Genomic DNA, 17,707 nt, shown 5'->3' with positions numbered 1-17,707 from the left:
ATTAAAACGAATTCAGACTTATCGATAGACATTGACCGCTTAATTTTAAGAGAGACAAAGATGACCTTAACCGCCGCACAAAAAAAGCAATATCGTGCAATTGCACACTCACTTAACCCCGTCATCATTGTTGGCGACAAAGGGCTTGGAGAAGGCTTAATCCAAGAACTCAACAGAGCACTTGAAGACCATGAACTAATTAAGGTTAAGATTGCATTAACTGACCGAGATGACAGAGCTGCGATAATCGATGAGCTTTGCCAGAAGACCAAAGCAACACTGGTTCAAACAATCGGTAAGATTGCCATCATTCTACGCAACGCCGATAAGCCAAACCCGAAACTCTCTAACTTACTCAGATAAAAGCGCCAACTAAATAAATCATCTCATCAAGCGAATACTATTTCACACACAGTGAATCGTTAAATAACTATTCGCGGCATTAAAAAGAAGCTCAACAAGTATCGAGACTTCTTTTTAATGCTCGGGTTACCTCACACTAAAAGATAACCCACTTACTTCAGCTTTTATAGCAGAAGTACTTACACATGAAGAACTTCGTCAATTTCATACTCAACGGTGCCACTCGGAATCTGAACAGCAACAATCTCACCCTCTTCTTTACCGATTAAAGCACGAGCAATTGGTGATGATATAGATATCTTGCCACCTTTAATGTCAGCCTCATCTTCGCCCACTATCTGATAGCTCACTTGCTCATCAGTATCGACATTAATTAGATTAACGGTAGTACCAAAAATAACCTTTCCGCTTTTATCGATCTTAGTAACGTCAATCACCTGTGACTGAGATAACTTTGACTCCACCTCCAAAATTCTACCTTCGATAAAGCTCTGCTGCTCACGCGCGGCATGGTATTCAGCGTTCTCTTTTAAGTCGCCATGCGCTCTAGCTTCTGCTATCGCCTCTATAACGCGAGGACGATCTTCACCCTTTAGCTTTTGGATTTCTTCACGTAGGGCTTTTTCGCCCTGAACAGTCATTGGAATTCTTTTCATTTTTCATTCAACCTTGAATAGCTCGCTCTCTTTTAACAACAACCCTACCCAGAAAGCAATCTTATAAAATAGTAAGACATAAAATACAAAAGCCCCACTTGATAGTATCAAGTGAGGCTCCGAGACACTGTTCGAAAACAGCGCTCAGCGTAACAACACCTTAGTGCAGATCTTGAAGGCGTCTAACCATCTTCTCTGGACCAAACTTTATTGCACGACAAAATGCCTCCCCACCAGCCAACGTGGTGGTATAAGCAACCTTGCGCTGCAATGCAGACTGACGAATCTGAGAAGAGTCCGCAATTGCTCGACGCCCTTCAGTCGTATTGATAATCAAATCAATTTCATCATTCTTTATTGCGTCAACAATGTGCGGTCGACCTTCGTTAACCTTGTTGATTGACTTAACTTCAAGGCCTGCTTCTTTTAATACTTTTGCAGTTCCACTCGTAGCCACTAACTTAAAGCCAGCTTCGACTAGATCTTTACTCAGCACTGCAGCAGCAGCCTTATCAACATCACGAACACTAATAAATACAGAACCACCTGTTGGTAAAATCTCACCTGCAGCTAAAGCACCTTTAGCAAACGCCTCATCAAAGCTATCGCCAATCCCCATTACTTCGCCAGTAGACTTCATTTCTGGACCAAGTATCGGGTCTACACCTTGGAACTTGTTGAAAGGGAAAACCGACTCTTTCACGCTATAGTGTGCTGGGATAATTTCTTTAGTAAACGCCTGCGCTTCAAGCGAAGTACCCGCCATGCAGCGAGCTGCAATTTTAGCAAGCGAAACACCAATAGCCTTAGAAACAAACGGTACCGTTCTCGATGCACGAGGATTTACCTCGATTACGTAGATTTCACCGTCTTGATAAGCCAACTGAACATTCATTAAGCCCACAACACCTAATTCAAGCGCCATGCGTTTAACAATATCTCTCATTTCGTCTTGTACATCTGCTGCCAACGTATAAGGTGGCAATGAACATGCAGAATCACCAGAGTGAACACCCGCCTGCTCGATATGCTGCATAATGGCACCAATAACCACCTGCTTTCCATCACTTACTGCATCAATATCAACTTCTATTGCCGCATTCAAAAAGTGATCAAGCAGTACAGGGCTATCATTAGAAACACTCACTGCTTCTCGCATATACTTGGTTAGCTCAGCTTCGCTATAGACAATCTCCATAGCACGACCACCTAATACATAAGACGGCCTAACCACTAACGGATAACCAATCTCTTTTGCAGCAACAATACCTTCTTCAAGACTTCTAACTGTCGCGTTAGGTGGCTGAAGAATATTCAAACGTTGCAGCATTCGCTGAAAACGCTCACGGTCTTCTGCTCTATCAATCGCATCAGGAGACGTCCCTATAATCGGCACACCCGCTTCCTCTAAACCACGCGCCAACTTAAGAGGTGTTTGACCACCGTAATGGACGATAACGCCTTTTGGTTTTTCGAGGTTGATGATTTCCAACACATCTTCAAGCGTAATAGACTCAAAATAAAGTCGATCTGATGTATCGTAATCTGTAGAAACCGTCTCAGGGTTACAGTTGATCATGATCGCTTCATAACCATCTTCTTTCATCGCTAGTGCAGCATGCACACAGCAATAATCAAACTCTATACCCTGACCTATACGGTTTGGTCCACCACCAATAACAACGATTTTTTCGCGATCAGTGACATTTGCTTCACACTCTTCTTCATACGTTGAATACATATAAGCGGTTGAAGAAGCAAATTCAGCGGCACAGGTATCGACACGCTTATAAACCGGTCTAATATTAAAATCATGACGAAGCTTACGGAATTCTTTTTCCGACACATCCATCAGCTCGGCTAGACGGCTATCAGAGAACCCCTTACGCTTGAGTTTATAAACCAACTCTTTAGTCATGTCAGCCTTACCTAACTGAGCGACATTAGCTTCTTCCTTAATCAAGTCTTCTATTTGAGCCAAATACCAAGGATCAATACCGGAATACTCGTAAATTTCTTCAATGCTCATGCCTGCTCGGAATGCATCACCCACATACCACACACGCTCAGCACTTGGGGTTTTCATTTCACGAATCAAACTTTCACGCGCATCATCTGCGGTTAAATCCTGCATTGGATCAAAACCAGACGCGCCTACTTCAAGCCCTCTTAGCGCCTTTTGAATAGACTCTTGGAAGGTTCGGCCAATCGCCATTACTTCACCAACAGACTTCATTTGAGTCGTTAGACGTTTGTCGGCCTGAGGGAACTTCTCGAACGTAAAGCGTGGAATCTTTGTTACAACGTAATCAATTGAAGGCTCAAACGACGCAGGCGTAGCACCACCTGTAATGTCATTCTGCAATTCATCCAGCGTGTAACCAACCGCCAGTTTGGCTGCAATTTTTGCAATAGGGAAACCTGTTGCCTTAGAAGCCAACGCAGATGAACGTGAAACTCGCGGGTTCATCTCGATGATAACCATACGGCCATCTTTTGGATTGATACCGAACTGAACGTTAGACCCGCCCGTTTCGATACCGATTTCTCGCAATACAGCCAACGAAGCATTACGCATAATCTGATATTCTTTATCAGTCAGCGTTTGCGCCGGTGCAACTGTAATGGAGTCTCCAGTGTGAACCCCCATTGCGTCAAAGTTTTCGATAGCACAAACGATAATACAGTTATCATTTTTGTCACGAACAACTTCCATTTCGTATTCTTTCCAACCGATAAGCGACTCATCGATCAATAGCTCACTGGTAGGTGATAAATCTAAGCCCCGTGCACAAATCTCTTCAAATTCGTCACGGTTATAAGCGATACCACCGCCCGTTCCACCCATGGTGAAAGAAGGACGGATAATGCAAGGAAAGCCCAAGTTATCCAACACTTGAAGCGACTCTTCCATGCTATGCGCAATAGCAGAACGAGGAGTCTCAAGGCCAATCGCCTTCATTGCATTATCGAAGCGCTCGCGATCTTCCGCCTTATCTATAGCATCTGCATCGGCACCGATCATTTCAACATTATACTTTTCAAGAACGCCGTGACGCTCTAGATCAAGCGCACAATTTAACGCCGTTTGACCACCCATTGTCGGCAGCACAGCATCAGGGCGCTCTTTCTCAATGATTTTTTCAACTGTCTTCCATGTGATGGGCTCTATGTAAGTAGAGTCAGCCATCGAAGGGTCAGTCATTATGGTCGCAGGATTCGAGTTAACCAGAATGACTCGAAAACCCTCTTCTCTAAGAGCTTTACAGGCCTGCGCTCCAGAATAATCAAATTCACAAGCCTGACCAATAACAATAGGGCCAGCACCCAAAATCAAAATACTCTTAAGGTCGGTACGCTTTGGCATAGAATTCAGTCCATCTATATCTGTTTTAATCCAGAGACCGCTTTTAAAGCGCCTCCAGTCAATAAACGTTGCTATCAAACCTCATGATAAACATGAGTAGACGGCGTAAAACTTATGAGCGATACGTTCTAATCGACTCAATAAACTGGTCAAACAATGGCGCAACATCATGAGGGCCAGGGCTTGCTTCTGGGTGTCCCTGAAAACTAAATGCAGGCGTATCCGTTCTACGAATCCCTTGCAGCGAGCCATCAAACAAAGATTTGTGCGTTGCTTCGATGTTATCAGGCAACGAAGCCTCATCAACCGCAAAGCCATGATTCTGACTTGTTATCATCACGGTCCCATCAGCTAAGCACTGAACAGGATGGTTTGCACCATGATGTCCAAACTTCATTTTTAACGTCTGTGCACCACTTGCCAATGCCAGTAACTGATGCCCTAAGCAAATACCAAAAACAGGCACTTTTGCAGACAAAAATTCTTTGATCGCAGCAATAGCATAATCACATGGTTCTGGGTCACCAGGCCCATTAGACAAAAAGATTCCGTCTGGGTTCATTGCCAACACATCTGCCGCCGGTGTTTGGGCTGGCACTACAGTTAAGCGGCAACCACGATCTGCCAACATTCTTAAAATGTTATGTTTACAACCAAAGTCATAAGCCACTACATGGAACGAATCATCTTCATTTTTGCCGTAACCTGTCGCCAAGTCCCAGCTCGATTCATCCCAAGATGAAACCTCAGATCGAGTTACTTCTTTCGCTAAATCCATGCCTTTCAGGCCAGGAAATTGCTTAGCAGCTTCAAGCGCCGCACTTTCAGACACATCATCACCCGCAATAATACAACCATTCAACGCACCTTTTTCACGAAGAAGGCGAGTTAAACGACGAGTATCGATATCTGCAATAGCGACAATGTTATTTTCAGCAAGATACGCATCCAGCGTCTTTTCGGAACGCCAGTTGCTAGCTAATAAAGGTAAATCACGAATTACGAGACCTGCAGCCGAAACAGAATCCGACTCAACATCTTCAGAATTAACCCCTGTGTTACCGATATGTGGATAGGTTAGGGTTACAATCTGGCGGGCATAGGATGGGTCAGTCAGGATTTCCTGATAGCCGGTCATGGATGTATTAAAAACCACTTCTCCGCTAGATTGCCCATTTGCACCGATAGAAACCCCCTTAAAGATACTTCCATCTTCAAGGGCAAGAATTGCAGGTTTAGTCAACGCCATTTCCTCTTTAAATCGATTGGCCAGGGCTTATAAAACACCGATTCAATTTGTAAAAAAGCGAGATGAGAGAAAATTCTCCGACCTCGCTTTTTATTATGAATTCCAGTATTAGTTCAATACGACTTACACTCTGCGTATTTATCGAACCTGAGCGCACTTTTGATCCCAGCCAAAAGGATCTTAACCACACTCAAACTCTATCATTTTACTTTTTTCACATGAAAATGTCTACGAAACAATTAACTCTTTTAAAATCGCAACACCCGAAAAGCGCTCTAGTTAATGCAAATCAAGAACATCCTGCATATCAAACAAGCCTTTATCATGGGATGCCAACCAAGAAGAGGCTCTAACAGCCCCCTTTGCAAACGTCATCCGACTACTGGCCTTATGAGTAATTTCAACCCGCTCACCCAAGCCTGCAAACATAACCGTATGCTCACCCACAATATCGCCCGCGCGAATCGTTTCAAACCCTATCGTCTTTCTTTCACGCTCGCCAGTGATGCCTTCACGACCATAAACAGCACACGCCTTTAAGTCACGACCCAACGTATCAGCAACTACCTCACCCATTCGTAGCGCTGTTCCAGAGGGGGCGTCCTTCTTGTGCCTGTGATGCGCCTCCACGATCTCAATATCAACATCATCACCCAAAACCTTGGCAGCCAACTCCAACAACTTAAACGTTAAGTTAACCCCAACACTCATATTAGGCGCAAAAACAATCGCAATTTCATTAGCTGCAGCATCTAATTGCGCCTTTTGCTCATCACTCAACCCTGTTGTACCAATAACAATTTTTTTACCCAATCGCTTACAAGTCTCAACATTCTGCATGGTGAGCTCTGGCGACGTAAAATCAATCAACACATCAAATTGATCCGCCACAGATTCAATATTATCTACAGCCAATACACCCTGTTTTCCGACACCCGCCAATTCACCAACATCTACACCAACAAGAGAGCTTCCAGGGCTCACAATTGCAGCAGAAAAAACCACATCCTCTGCCAAAACTGAAGCTTCAATTAGAATCTTCCCCATTCGACCCGCTGCACCAATCACCGCTACACGCATAAGCTTTTAACTCTCTTTTAACTAATCACTAATTAACTATGTTTTTAGCTCAAAAAAAACGGGGCTAATAAGCCCCGAATTTAATTGCTGGATATGCAAACCCGAGAACTAAACAATAGGACTTAGAATTTCATATCTTCAAAAAAGTTTTTAACACCCTCAAACCAAGAGTGCTTATGAGGAGCGTGCTGACTATCCCCTCCAGACTCCATCGTGGCATGCAACTCTTTAAGCATATCTTTTTGTTTCTTGCTCAAATTTACTGGCGTCTCTACCGTCACACGGCAAAGTAGATCACCCGCTCCACCGCCGCGAACAGGCGCTACACCCTTTCCACGCAAACGGAATAACTTACCGGTCTGAGTTTCCGCAGGGATTTTTAGTTTAACACGACCATTTAAAGTAGGAACCTCAAGCTCACCGCCCAACGCCGCATCAACAAATGTAATAGGCACATCGCAGTAAAGATTTTTACCATCCCTAACAAAAATAGGATGCTCTCTTACTGCAATTTGCACATATAGATCACCAGAAGGCCCGCCTTGCGCCCCAGCCTCACCTTCTCCTGCAAGTCTAATTCTATCGCCAGTATCAACACCTGCCGGCACTTTAACTGAAAGTGTTTTCTGCTCTTCTTTTAAGCCTGCACCATGACAACTCTTACACGGCTTCTTAATGACCTTTCCGCGACCCCGGCAATGAGGGCAGGTTTGCTGCACAGAGAAGAAGCCCTGCTGCATACGCACTTGCCCAGCACCGTGACAGGTACCACAAGTTTCTGGCTTAGACCCTTTCTCTGCACCACTGCCGTCACACTCTGTACAATTAACCTGAGTGGGTACTCGAATTTTTACTGTCGTACCTTTTACTGCATCTTCTAAATCAAGATCTAGCGTATACCTTAAATCAGCACCTCGCGTGGTTCGACTGCGTCCACCGCCGCCTCCACCACCGAAGATATCACCAAAAACGTCACCAAAAATATCACTGAAATTACCGTTTCCGCCGCCAAAGCCACCACCAGCACTCCCATCAACACCTGCATGACCGTACTGATCATAGGCTGCTCGCTTTTCTGAATCAGAGAGAATTTCGTAAGCCTCTGTGGCCTCTTTAAACTTATTCTCTGCTTCCGCATCATCAGAATTACGGTCAGGATGGAACTTCATCGCCAGTCGTCGATAGGCTTTTTTAACTTCTTTTTCGTCCGCGGATTTTGACACTCCGAGGATCTCGTAATAATCTCGCTTTGACATAGATGCTCTACTGCGCTTCGGTTCTGGTAGCTAAAGATCGCTAGCCTTGTGCTTAACTTTACACAACACCACGAACCCTAATCTACATTAAAATCTCTATTTGCTTTACAGCATAACGCGGGAGTAAACCCCCGCGTTATTTGTACAGTATACCTCAGACCTTAACCGCCTGATATATCCAAGCGGTTAAGTCATCATTATTACTGCTTATCGTCTTTAACTTCCTCAAACTCTGCATCAACCACATCGTCTTGTGATTGCGCACTTTCGCCTTCAGGTGCAGTAGCACCTTCAGCAGATTGAGCTTGTTCAGCGTACAACTTTTCAGCCAACTTAGAAGACGCTTCAGTCAACTTTTGAGTCTTAGCTTCGATATCATCCTTATCATCACCCTTTATAGCTTCTTCAAGCTCAGTGATAGCGGTCTCAATCTGCTCTTTCTCTTCAGCGGTCGCTTTGTCGCCCGCTTCTGTTAACGTCTTTCTAACTGCGTGAATCATGCCGTCAGCCTGGTTGCGAACAGTAATAAGCTCTTCAAACTTACGATCTTCTTCAGCATGACTTTCTGCATCCTGAACCATGCTTTCAACTTCATCGTCAGACAAGCCAGAAGACGCCTTGATAACAATTGACTGTTCTTTTCCTGTCGCTTTATCTTTTGCTGAAACGTTCAAAATACCGTTTGCATCAATATCAAAGGTAACTTCAATCTGAGGCATTCCGCGTGGCGCCGGAGGAATGTCCGCCAAGTCAAAACGACCCAATGATTTGTTCTGGGCAGCCTGCTTACGCTCACCTTGTACAACATGAATCGTTACAGCTGACTGATTATCGTCTGCAGTCGAGAACACCTGTGATTTCTTAGAAGGTATCGTTGTGTTTTTGTCGATCAAGGCAGTAGCAACACCACCCATTGTTTCAATACCTAATGTCAAAGGCGTCACGTCAAGCAACAATACGTCAGTTACATCACCAGACAACACACCTGCCTGAATTGCCGCGCCAATTGCTACAGCCTCATCAGGGTTAACATCTTTACGTGGCTCTTTACCAAAGAATGCTTCAACTTCTTTCTGAACAAGTGGCATACGAGACTGACCACCCACCAAGATAACATCATCGATTTCTGACATGCTTAAACCAGAATCTTTAAGTGCCATCTTACAAGGCTCTAAGCTACGCTTAACCAACTCTTCAACCAAAGACTCTAACTTAGAACGTGTCACTTTAACGTTAAGGTGCTTAGGTCCACTCGCATCTGCAGTAATGTAAGGAAGGTTTACATCAGTCTGCTGAGAGCTTGATAGCTCAACTTTTGCTTTCTCTGCCGCTTCTTTTAGACGCTGCATCGCTAACGGATCACCCGTTAAGTCAATTCCGCTGTCTTTCTTAAATTCTGCAGACAAATATTCAATCAAACGTGAGTCAAAGTCTTCACCGCCCAAGAACGTATCACCGTTAGTCGCTAATACTTCAAACTGCATTTCGCCATCAACGTCTGCGATTTCGATAATAGATACGTCAAACGTACCACCACCCAAGTCATAAACAGCAATAGTTGAATCGCCACCACGCTTATCTAGGCCGTAAGCAAGTGCTGCAGCTGTTGGCTCGTTGATAATACGTTTAACTTCCAAGCCCGCTATACGGCCCGCATCTTTAGTTGCCTGACGCTGAGAGTCGTTAAAGTAAGCTGGTACAGTGATAACCGCTTCAGTCACCGCTTCACCTAAGTAATCTTCAGCTGTCTTCTTCATCTTCTTAAGAATTTCAGCAGAAATCTGAGGTGGCGCTTTCTTATCACCTTTAATGTCTACCCATGCATCACCGTTGTCTGCTTTAGTGATTTTATAAGGCACCATTTTGATGTCTTTTTGAACAACGTCATCTTCAAAACGACGACCAATCAGACGCTTGATAGCAAACAGCGTGTTGTTAGGGTTAGTTACTGACTGACGCTTTGCTGACTGACCTACTAATATTTCGTCATCGGTGTAAGCAACGATAGACGGAGTAGTACGATCGCCTTCAGCGTTTTCAATTACGCGTGCTTTTTCACCATCGAGGATAGCAACACATGAGTTAGTTGTTCCTAAATCGATACCTATGATCTTGCCCATATATATACTCCAAACCTAATTTCGTAATTTCTGTATTCAATTGAAATGTACGCTGTATTTAACCCGTACATTCGATTCTTAATTGAGTTACTGACTTATATTGGCCTCAATTATTTTTTTTCAAGCCTGCTCGTCGATTTTTGCTGAACCTTTTGCAACCATAACCATTGCAGGACGAATCAAACGCCCATTTAACGTATAACCTTTTTGGATCACAGCAATAACAGAATTTGGTTCTGCATCGGGCGCATCGACCAGCGACATCGCTTCATGCAACTCAGGGTCAAACGGTTCGCCCGCTGGATCAACCTGCTCAACATTGAACTTTTTCAACCCTGAAACCAGGATCGATAATGTCATTTCTACACCTTCAACCAACGCACTTTTTTCACCTTGCTCAGCTTGACTGCTTTCAATCGTCTTCTCGAGACTATCAACCACTGGCAGCAACTCTTTAGAAAACTTTTCTAGTGCAAACTTGTGGGCTTTCTCAACGTCTTTTTCAGATCGACGTCTAATATTTTGCGCATTTGCAGTCGCTCGCAACGCTTGATCTTTTAATGCTGAAACCTGCTCCTGAAGAAGTGCAGCTTCTTTTTGCCAATCTTTCTCACCGTCTGATGAAGCCTCTACCTCTTCAGCCTCTTCAGCCTGAGCGTTTTGCTCCAACTCAGCATCTAACACCTCATGATCGTGGGGTGTTTGTTCGGGGTTATTATCAACCTTCTCTTCTTCTACACTCACTCAGAATTCCTCCGCGCTCATAAACTATTAAACGATATTCTTTAATCTAACTGCCTATATGGGCGCAATAAACAGGGTTTCAAGGGTAATTTTTTGACTGTTTTACCTCCAGGTTAAATATTTTTCATTTTTTTAAAGTTTAAGATATTGACTCCATAGCGAATTAATACATACTACTGTATATCCAAACATATCATTATTAAATATTAAGTGGAGACGCTCATGCTTACGCAACTTACAGTGGACAACTTGGCCATAGCCGATCATGTTGAGCTGTTTTTTGAGCGAGGGATGAGCGTTATTACAGGTGAAACCGGCGCGGGTAAATCTATTATCCTCGATGCGCTAGGGCTAACCTTAGGCGATAGAGCAGATAGCGGCCTTGTTAGGCATGGCGCAGACCGAACAGACATTTCTGCCGTTTTTGATATCAGCAATATTCCTAATGCACAAGCATGGCTGAAAGCAAACGACCTACATAACGACAGTGACCTAGATGACCAATATGAGTGCATCCTGCGCCGAGTCATTACCAGCGAAGGTCGTTCTCGAGGCTACATCAATGGCCAACCTAGCGCATTAAGCAACCTACGAGAAGTAGGCGAAATGCTGATAGACATTCACAGCCAGCACGAGCATCAATCTTTACTCAAAAAAGAGACTCACCGACGATTAATTGATGAATACGGCAACTTAAAAAAGCAAGCGCAAGACGTAGCTACACACTACAAATCATGGTCAGATAAAGCGCAAAAACTTGAGCAATTAAAAAACAATCAAGATGAGCAGGACGCAAGGCTTCAGCTGCTAAAATATCAAGTAAAAGAACTTAACGAACTCGGCCTTACCGCAGAGGAGCTGCCAGAGCTAGAAAAAGAGCAACAGTCGCTCAGTCATGCCGAACAACTTTTAAGTAGCGGTCACGAAGTACTTCAAGCCTGTAGCGATGGCGAGTCTACTGTCCAGTCAATACTGTCTCACGCCTTACATACATTAGACGCTCTCCCAGTAAAACATGAAGCGCTCTTTGAAGCTCAAAACTTACTTTCAGAAGCCCTGATACAAGTTGATGAAGCAACCCACAGCATTCGAGGATTTGTTGATCACTTTGAAATCGACCCCACTCGACTACAAGAAGTAGACGAACGCCTCAGCGCCATTTACCAACTAGCACGCAAACACAAAACAACCCCCGAAGAACTACCTGCACTGCACCAGTCATTAGTTGATGAATTAAAGTCTTTTGAGGACGGTGATGGCAACATTGAAATACTAACAACGGAAACAGCCGAGCTCGCCGAAAAATATTTAACCACCGCGAGAAAACTCAGCCAAGCACGAATCAAAACAGCACTCACGCTAGATAAAAAGATCGCAGGCCAACTATCTGAACTAGGCATGCCATCAGTTAAATTTATTACTCAAATAAGCCCCCTCCCCGACAATATCTTTACACGCAACGGCCTAGAAGACATTGAATTTTTAGTCAGCGCCAACCCTGGGCAACCTCCCAAACCTTTAAATAAAGTGGCATCCGGTGGCGAGCTATCGCGTATTAGTCTTGCCATCCAAGTCGTCACCGCACAAACATCGGCCATCCCCACTCTGGTATTTGATGAAGTCGATGTCGGAATTGGCGGAGGCACAGCAGAGGTTGTGGGTCGATTACTACGGGCGCTAGGCGAAAAAGGCCAAGCACTCTGCATTACACACCAACCCCAAGTCGCCTCTCAAGGGCACCACCATCTGTTTGTCAGCAAACAAACCAATAAGAAAGAAACCCATTCCAAAATAACGAAACTCAATAAAGAAGGCAGAACAGAAGAAGTTGCACGAATGCTAGGGGGGATCAACATGACAGAGCAAACGCTCGCTCATGCACGTGAGATGCTGAGTGCGACAGCGTTAGAGATTTGACTTTTTAACTTTAACTTTAATTAAACTTAGTGAATATGACTAACGCCAGTCACTCGACAAGCGTTAGCCGTTAATCATCAACTCTTTGGCTTAACATATAATGTGAGACTGTGATCTATAATCTCATAACCATGTTCTTCGGCAATTTCGTGCTGCCTTTGCTCGATAATAGGGTCGCAGAACTCAATAACCTTACCTGTCGTAGAGCAAACCATATGATCGTGATGATCATCAGTGGCCATTTCAAAAACAGCATGCCCGCCTTCAAAATTATGGCGCAACACTAAACCCGCACTTTCAAACTGGGTCAGCACTCTATATACCGTCGCCAACCCCACATCCTCTCCAGCATCTAGCAACGCTTTATACACATCCTCAGCACTCATGTGATGGTTATCTGCGCTTTCGAGCATATTTAAAATCTTAACGCGCGGCAGAGTAACTTTTAAACCCGCTTTGCGTAACTCATTATTTTCTTGAACCATCTCATACACCAACGACATTTTAATTCAAAGAACGTTAAAATCTCTACCTGACACATCATATCCCTTCGCAGTTCACGATAACATCAGGTATCATTCAAAATATTGCCCAAAGATAGTGGAATTCGATTTCAGATGCAAAAAATCCGTTTTAAGTTACTTATCCCCGTGTTCACGTTATTACTCACTATAACAGGGTGCTCATTCCCCGGTGTGTACAAAATCAATATTCAACAGGGAAACATCATTACACAAGACATGCTAGACCAACTAAAGCCAGGCATGAATAAACGTCAGGTTCATTTTGTACTGGGTAACCCGTTAGTCGACAATGTATTTGATGAGACTCACGAGAACTACGCATACACTTATCAGTATGCAGGCGGAAAAACTAAGCAGCAGTTAATTACTGTGTATTTTGAAGATAACAAATATACTCACTTTACCGGTGAGCTATTAGACGACAACCCCGCTTACTAAACGTTAAAAACTTACCGATACAATACCGAGCCAAGGCTCGGTTTATTTTTTTGCCGCTCTATTTAATCTTGCCTGTTTCGGGTCAATAATCAGCGGCCGATAAATCTCAACTCTATCACCCTCTATCAACTGATGATCTTTAGAGTTCTTAACCGCTTTACCAAAAATTCCCATTTTATCAGTATCGATATTGATCTGCGGAAAAGCACCAACAATCCCCGATTGAACAACAGCGTCATACATAGTCGTCCCCTCGGGCACTTCGACGACAATAATTTTTTGCGCGTCTGGCGTTGCGTAAGCAACCTCCACTTTAATTTTTTTAGTTTCCATAAACCTCATTCGCTCGCTTACAAAATGCATCGACCATCGTATTCGCAGCCTGATTAAATATCGAAGCCAACGCCATCTTTGCCAACTGGCTATCGAAATCAAAATCTAGCTTTAACATTACTTTGCAAGCTGTCGTCTCAAGAGACTTAAACTGCCAGACCCCAGAAAGATAACGGAAGGGCCCCTCGACTAACTCCATTTTAATTTCATTATGCGCTATAAAACAGTTACGCGTCGTAAACTGCTGCCTCATAGAGCCTTTCGCCACGCCCAATGTCGCAATCATTTGCTGCTCATCATAAGAAACCACCCTCGCATCCGAACACCAGGGAAGAAAGTTAGGGTAAGACGCAATATCATTCACGATACTGTACATGCGCTCTGAAGAGTGAAACACAAGCGCACTTCGATCAATACTATGAGCCATTTATTAACCAACACCATAAACCATTAATAAGTCAGAAAAGAGACTGTTTAAAGCACTTTATCTAATCTGCATTTTGTTACACGCTATTCTAACTATTTTCTGCCAATATCTCATCTAAACAATCTGCCGACTATCCGGTGCTATCGGAACTCAGTTCACCGTCATTCACTTTAAGCGGCTCGGAAGGCACATCTAACGTAGAACAAAGCAAGCTATCACTTCCTTTTTCACAAAGGTCTTCGCCAAGCTCAAACAAGTTAGACACAAAAATAGTAACAATCGCAACCGGCGCAAACCACCTTAAAATTAAACGCCAAAGACTAAAAAACCAAGGTTGATAATTTTCGAATTGAGGACCAATAAACTCTTTTTGCAACACCCACCCTACATAAAGCGAGATTAACAAACCACCTAATGGCAGCAGCAGCCGAGACGTGGCAATATCGAGACCATTAAAAATACCAATGCCAGAAAATTGAACGCCCTGCCAACTACTAAACGACAAAATAGCAGCAACCCCCACTCCCCATGCACTCACCGCCACTAACAAAGTCGCAAACCGACGATTTACATTGAATTTTTCAACACACCAGGCCACTGCAGGCTCCATAACCGCAATCGCTGAACTCCACGCCGAAAAGGTGACCAACACAAAAAACATCACACTCATAAACTGCCCACCCTCAATAGTGCTATAGGCTAACGGCATCGAATGAAAAACCAGACCAAAACCTGCAACAGGCTCTAAAGAACTGACAAACAAGATAGGGAATATCACCAAACCAGCCGCAACAGCTACGACTAAATCTAAAACCGCAACAATAAGCATCAGCCGACCAATTTTGGCATGGCTTGGCATATAGGCACCATATACCATCATCGCCCCAGCCCCTACACCCAAGGTGAAAAACGCATGCCCCAAAGCATCTAACCATCCTTGAGGGGTGAGTTTTCTCATCGAGAATAGAAAGTTAACACCTTCTTTCATTGCCCCATTCTGAACAGAAAATAACAGCAGAATCAGCATTAAAACAGCGATCAATGGCAGTAGAATTCTAACAGCTCGCTCCAACCCACGGTTAACCCCGCGCGCTAGCACCACAACCACCAACAGTAAAAACAATGTATGCCATGAAGAAAAGTAACTAGGTGACGATTGTAATCGGCGTAAAACGTCCACTACTTGAGCAGGCTCTCCACCAACAAACTCACCGAAGGCTGAAGAAAACACATAAGCTAGCGCCATACCGCCAACAACAGAGTACAGCGTTAGAATCATAAAACCTGAAATAACCGACAACACACCAATGCTTTTCCACGCAGGTGCCGACCCGGCCTTTTTCACCAGCGCATTAATACTGGTAATCGGGCTTTTACGCCCTTGCCGGCCTAATGCCACCTCTGCCATTGCAATCGGGATACCCACCAACAACAAACAAAGTGCATAAGCGATAATAAATCCACCACCATGCAAACCTGCAAGGTAAGGAAACTTCCATAAATTTGCTAACCCAACAGCAGCGCCTGTAGCCGCTAAAACAAATGTTAGCTGGCTATTCCAAGAGCCGTGAATAGTTTCGTGTTTACCTAGCATACAACCTCGCTGTACATCCTTGTGAGATCATGTATAAATGCCTCATACCCGTCAACGATCGGCGCTGCAACCATTTAAAAGTAACAAGAGGCAAAAGAGGCAGTAATTCTATAAGATTATTCGCACTAAAGTCAGTAAAAGGGGTCACCTAACCTTGATATTTTACAAATATCACATGATTATTACTGGGGTTGCGTTACAATAGCCCTCCTTCATTAAGTATTTCCTAAATAAAAGACGATAATGGCTAAAAAGAAAAAGAGTAGTCTCGGCAGCGGAACCATCGCGCAAAACAAAAAAGCTCGCCACGATTACCACATAGAAGAAAAGTTTGAAGCAGGCCTCGTACTCACCGGCTGGGAAGTTAAAAGCCTTCGCGCGGGAAAGGCCCAACTAACTGACGCTTTCGTAATGATAAAAAACGGAGAAGCGTGGCTGCATGGTGCTCATTTTTCACCACTAACCACCGCCTCTACCCATGTCATTGCTGAGCCGACCAGAACACGCAAGCTGCTCTTAAATAAAAAACAAATCAGCAAGATAGCGTCCAAAATAGACCAAACAGGCCGTAGCTGTGTAGGGTTAGCGCTATACTGGAGCGGCAACAAAGTAAAGTGTGAAATAGCACTGGTTACGGGTAAGAAACAACACGACAAACGTGCCTCAGAGAAAGAAAAAGACTGGAATCGCGAAAAACAACGCACCATGCAAAAAGCCCTATAATTCCACCGCCTCAAATACAGCCAACTCTAATAGGCTTCACCTCACTGAAGCCTATGTCAAACTCTAACATTATTTTCATCACGCCCCTTGTACTTTGCCTCAACGCCCCTATATACTTAACTAACCTTGGGGACGACATGGCTTCGACGCTGGTAACAAAACCAAAGGTGCATGCCGAGATGGCAACCAATCTCGTAAAATCAAAGTTGTAAACTAATAGTTGCAAATGATGACAACTACGGTGCTCAACTAGCTGCGTAAGCAGTGAAAGAACACTTCTAGGGTTTCGACCCTAGCGGTCTTTAGCAAGGTGCCTGTATCGCGCTACTGACTGTCACTGAGAACAGGACCGCAACACGACACACTCAGGGTCGTTTTGTTAAATTTTACTGAGATCGCCAACCACGTCCTGCCCGTTGGGCTGTGGAAGGTTAAACTAATTAACGGAAACTAAGCATGTAGAGCCGATGGCAGAGTGCTGACGGACGCGGGTTCGATCCCCGCCGTCTCCACCAAATTTAAAGCCCTAACAGATTGAATTTGTTAGGGCTTTTTCATTTCTGCATCATCTAAATTTATTCCCACGCCCCCACGTCACCCCCAATTCGACTAAGTTGAGTAATTCACTTCATCCTCACTTCGATATAATCTGATTGAGAAGTTTTCTGGTTTCCTCTCAATTCTTTTTCACTAAGCCTAATTCCCCCCCACGAATGACTTATACGTCACACTTTTAACATCGTTCATTATTCATACAGCCATTTAAATAGGTGACATATTGTCATGTTTAAATTTATAAGCTATTTATATAGGTGATAAGTTGTCACGTTACTCGTTATCCAATACCGATAGCGTTTTCAATTTGTCTTTTAACCAAACCATTTCAGATAACAGAAGTACGCTTACGGTTAACCGT

General features: G+C 43.9%; 15 protein-coding genes and 1 other RNA gene. 5 read left to right on the top strand and 11 right to left on the bottom strand.

From position 1 onward, the window contains the following. Positions 1–60 precede the first annotated feature (60 nt). The gene (gene yhbY / locus NKI27_RS03595; protein ID WP_265048331.1) at positions 61–363 is read left to right on the top strand and encodes a ribosome assembly RNA-binding protein YhbY; all 303 of its coding nucleotides are present in this window, start codon (positions 61–63) and stop codon (positions 361–363) included. Positions 364–542: 179 nt separating this feature from the next. On the opposite strand, the gene greA is transcribed toward yhbY, so the two are convergent. From greA to grpE, 7 genes are all read right to left on the bottom strand, one after another. Further along, positions 543–1,019 (bottom strand): transcription elongation factor GreA, encoded by a 477-nt coding sequence (gene greA, locus NKI27_RS03590; RefSeq protein ID WP_265048330.1) that lies wholly within the window; start codon positions 1,017–1,019, stop codon positions 543–545. Between the two features lie 160 nt (positions 1,020–1,179). After that, positions 1,180–4,386, bottom strand: coding sequence for a carbamoyl-phosphate synthase large subunit (carB, locus tag NKI27_RS03585; RefSeq protein WP_265048329.1), 3,207 nt, complete (start codon positions 4,384–4,386; stop codon positions 1,180–1,182). A gap of 112 nt (positions 4,387–4,498) precedes the next feature. Further along, positions 4,499–5,629, bottom strand: a complete 1,131-nt coding sequence (carA, locus tag NKI27_RS03580) for a glutamine-hydrolyzing carbamoyl-phosphate synthase small subunit (RefSeq protein WP_265048328.1) — start codon at positions 5,627–5,629, stop codon at positions 4,499–4,501. Between the two features lie 285 nt (positions 5,630–5,914). Then, positions 5,915–6,715, bottom strand: a complete 801-nt coding sequence (dapB, locus tag NKI27_RS03575; protein ID WP_265048327.1) for a 4-hydroxy-tetrahydrodipicolinate reductase — start codon at positions 6,713–6,715, stop codon at positions 5,915–5,917. Between the two features lie 122 nt (positions 6,716–6,837). Continuing rightward, positions 6,838–7,971, bottom strand: a complete 1,134-nt coding sequence (gene dnaJ / locus NKI27_RS03570; protein WP_265048326.1) for a molecular chaperone DnaJ — start codon at positions 7,969–7,971, stop codon at positions 6,838–6,840. A gap of 200 nt (positions 7,972–8,171) precedes the next feature. Next, positions 8,172–10,091, bottom strand: coding sequence for a molecular chaperone DnaK (gene dnaK, locus NKI27_RS03565; protein ID WP_265048325.1), 1,920 nt, complete (start codon positions 10,089–10,091; stop codon positions 8,172–8,174). Positions 10,092–10,211: 120 nt separating this feature from the next. Further along, on the bottom strand, positions 10,212–10,835 hold the full coding sequence (gene grpE / locus NKI27_RS03560) for a nucleotide exchange factor GrpE (protein ID WP_265048324.1): 624 nt from the start codon (positions 10,833–10,835) through the stop codon (positions 10,212–10,214). A 222-nt stretch (positions 10,836–11,057) separates the two neighbouring features. On the opposite strand from grpE, the gene recN reads away from it, so the two are divergent. Next, positions 11,058–12,752, top strand: a complete 1,695-nt coding sequence (gene recN, locus NKI27_RS03555) for a DNA repair protein RecN (RefSeq protein WP_265048323.1) — start codon at positions 11,058–11,060, stop codon at positions 12,750–12,752. 77 nt (positions 12,753–12,829) lie between these two features. Here recN and fur read toward each other — a convergent pair whose 3' ends face one another. Beyond that, positions 12,830–13,237 (bottom strand): ferric iron uptake transcriptional regulator, encoded by a 408-nt coding sequence (fur, locus tag NKI27_RS03550; protein ID WP_265048322.1) that lies wholly within the window; start codon positions 13,235–13,237, stop codon positions 12,830–12,832. Positions 13,238–13,369: 132 nt separating this feature from the next. Between fur and NKI27_RS03545 the strand changes: the two genes are divergently transcribed. Next, positions 13,370–13,714: an outer membrane protein assembly factor BamE gene (locus tag NKI27_RS03545; protein ID WP_265048321.1), complete on the top strand. Its 345-nt coding sequence runs from the start codon at positions 13,370–13,372 to the stop codon at positions 13,712–13,714. A gap of 42 nt (positions 13,715–13,756) precedes the next feature. Here NKI27_RS03545 and NKI27_RS03540 read toward each other — a convergent pair whose 3' ends face one another. From NKI27_RS03540 to NKI27_RS03530, 3 genes are all read right to left on the bottom strand, one after another. Continuing rightward, positions 13,757–14,047 carry an RnfH family protein gene (locus tag NKI27_RS03540; RefSeq protein ID WP_265048320.1) on the bottom strand — a complete coding sequence of 97 codons (291 nt, stop codon included), beginning with the start codon at positions 14,045–14,047 and terminating at the stop codon, positions 13,757–13,759. Beyond that, the gene (locus tag NKI27_RS03535) at positions 14,037–14,474 is read right to left on the bottom strand and encodes a type II toxin-antitoxin system RatA family toxin (RefSeq protein ID WP_265048319.1); all 438 of its coding nucleotides are present in this window, start codon (positions 14,472–14,474) and stop codon (positions 14,037–14,039) included. The genes NKI27_RS03540 and NKI27_RS03535 overlap by 11 nt, the downstream gene beginning before the upstream one ends. Positions 14,475–14,604: 130 nt before the next feature. Further along, complete coding sequence (locus NKI27_RS03530; protein ID WP_265048318.1) at positions 14,605–16,068, bottom strand: sodium-dependent transporter; 1,464 nt, start codon at positions 16,066–16,068, stop codon at positions 14,605–14,607. 243 nt (positions 16,069–16,311) lie between these two features. On the opposite strand from NKI27_RS03530, the gene smpB reads away from it, so the two are divergent. Both smpB and ssrA read left to right on the top strand, forming a co-directional pair. After that, positions 16,312–16,791 (top strand): SsrA-binding protein SmpB, encoded by a 480-nt coding sequence (gene smpB / locus NKI27_RS03525; protein WP_265048317.1) that lies wholly within the window; start codon positions 16,312–16,314, stop codon positions 16,789–16,791. 128 nt (positions 16,792–16,919) lie between these two features. Continuing rightward, positions 16,920–17,306, top strand: a transfer-messenger RNA (tmRNA) gene (gene ssrA / locus NKI27_RS03520). The last annotated feature ends 401 nt before the right edge of the window (positions 17,307–17,707 follow it).

Source organism: Alkalimarinus alittae, assembly GCF_026016465.1.
Taxonomy (GTDB): Bacteria; Pseudomonadota; Gammaproteobacteria; order Pseudomonadales; family Oleiphilaceae; genus Alkalimarinus; species Alkalimarinus alittae.
The sequence above is the reverse complement of the archived record's forward strand: the minus strand, read 5'-3'. Positions and strand labels throughout refer to the sequence as shown.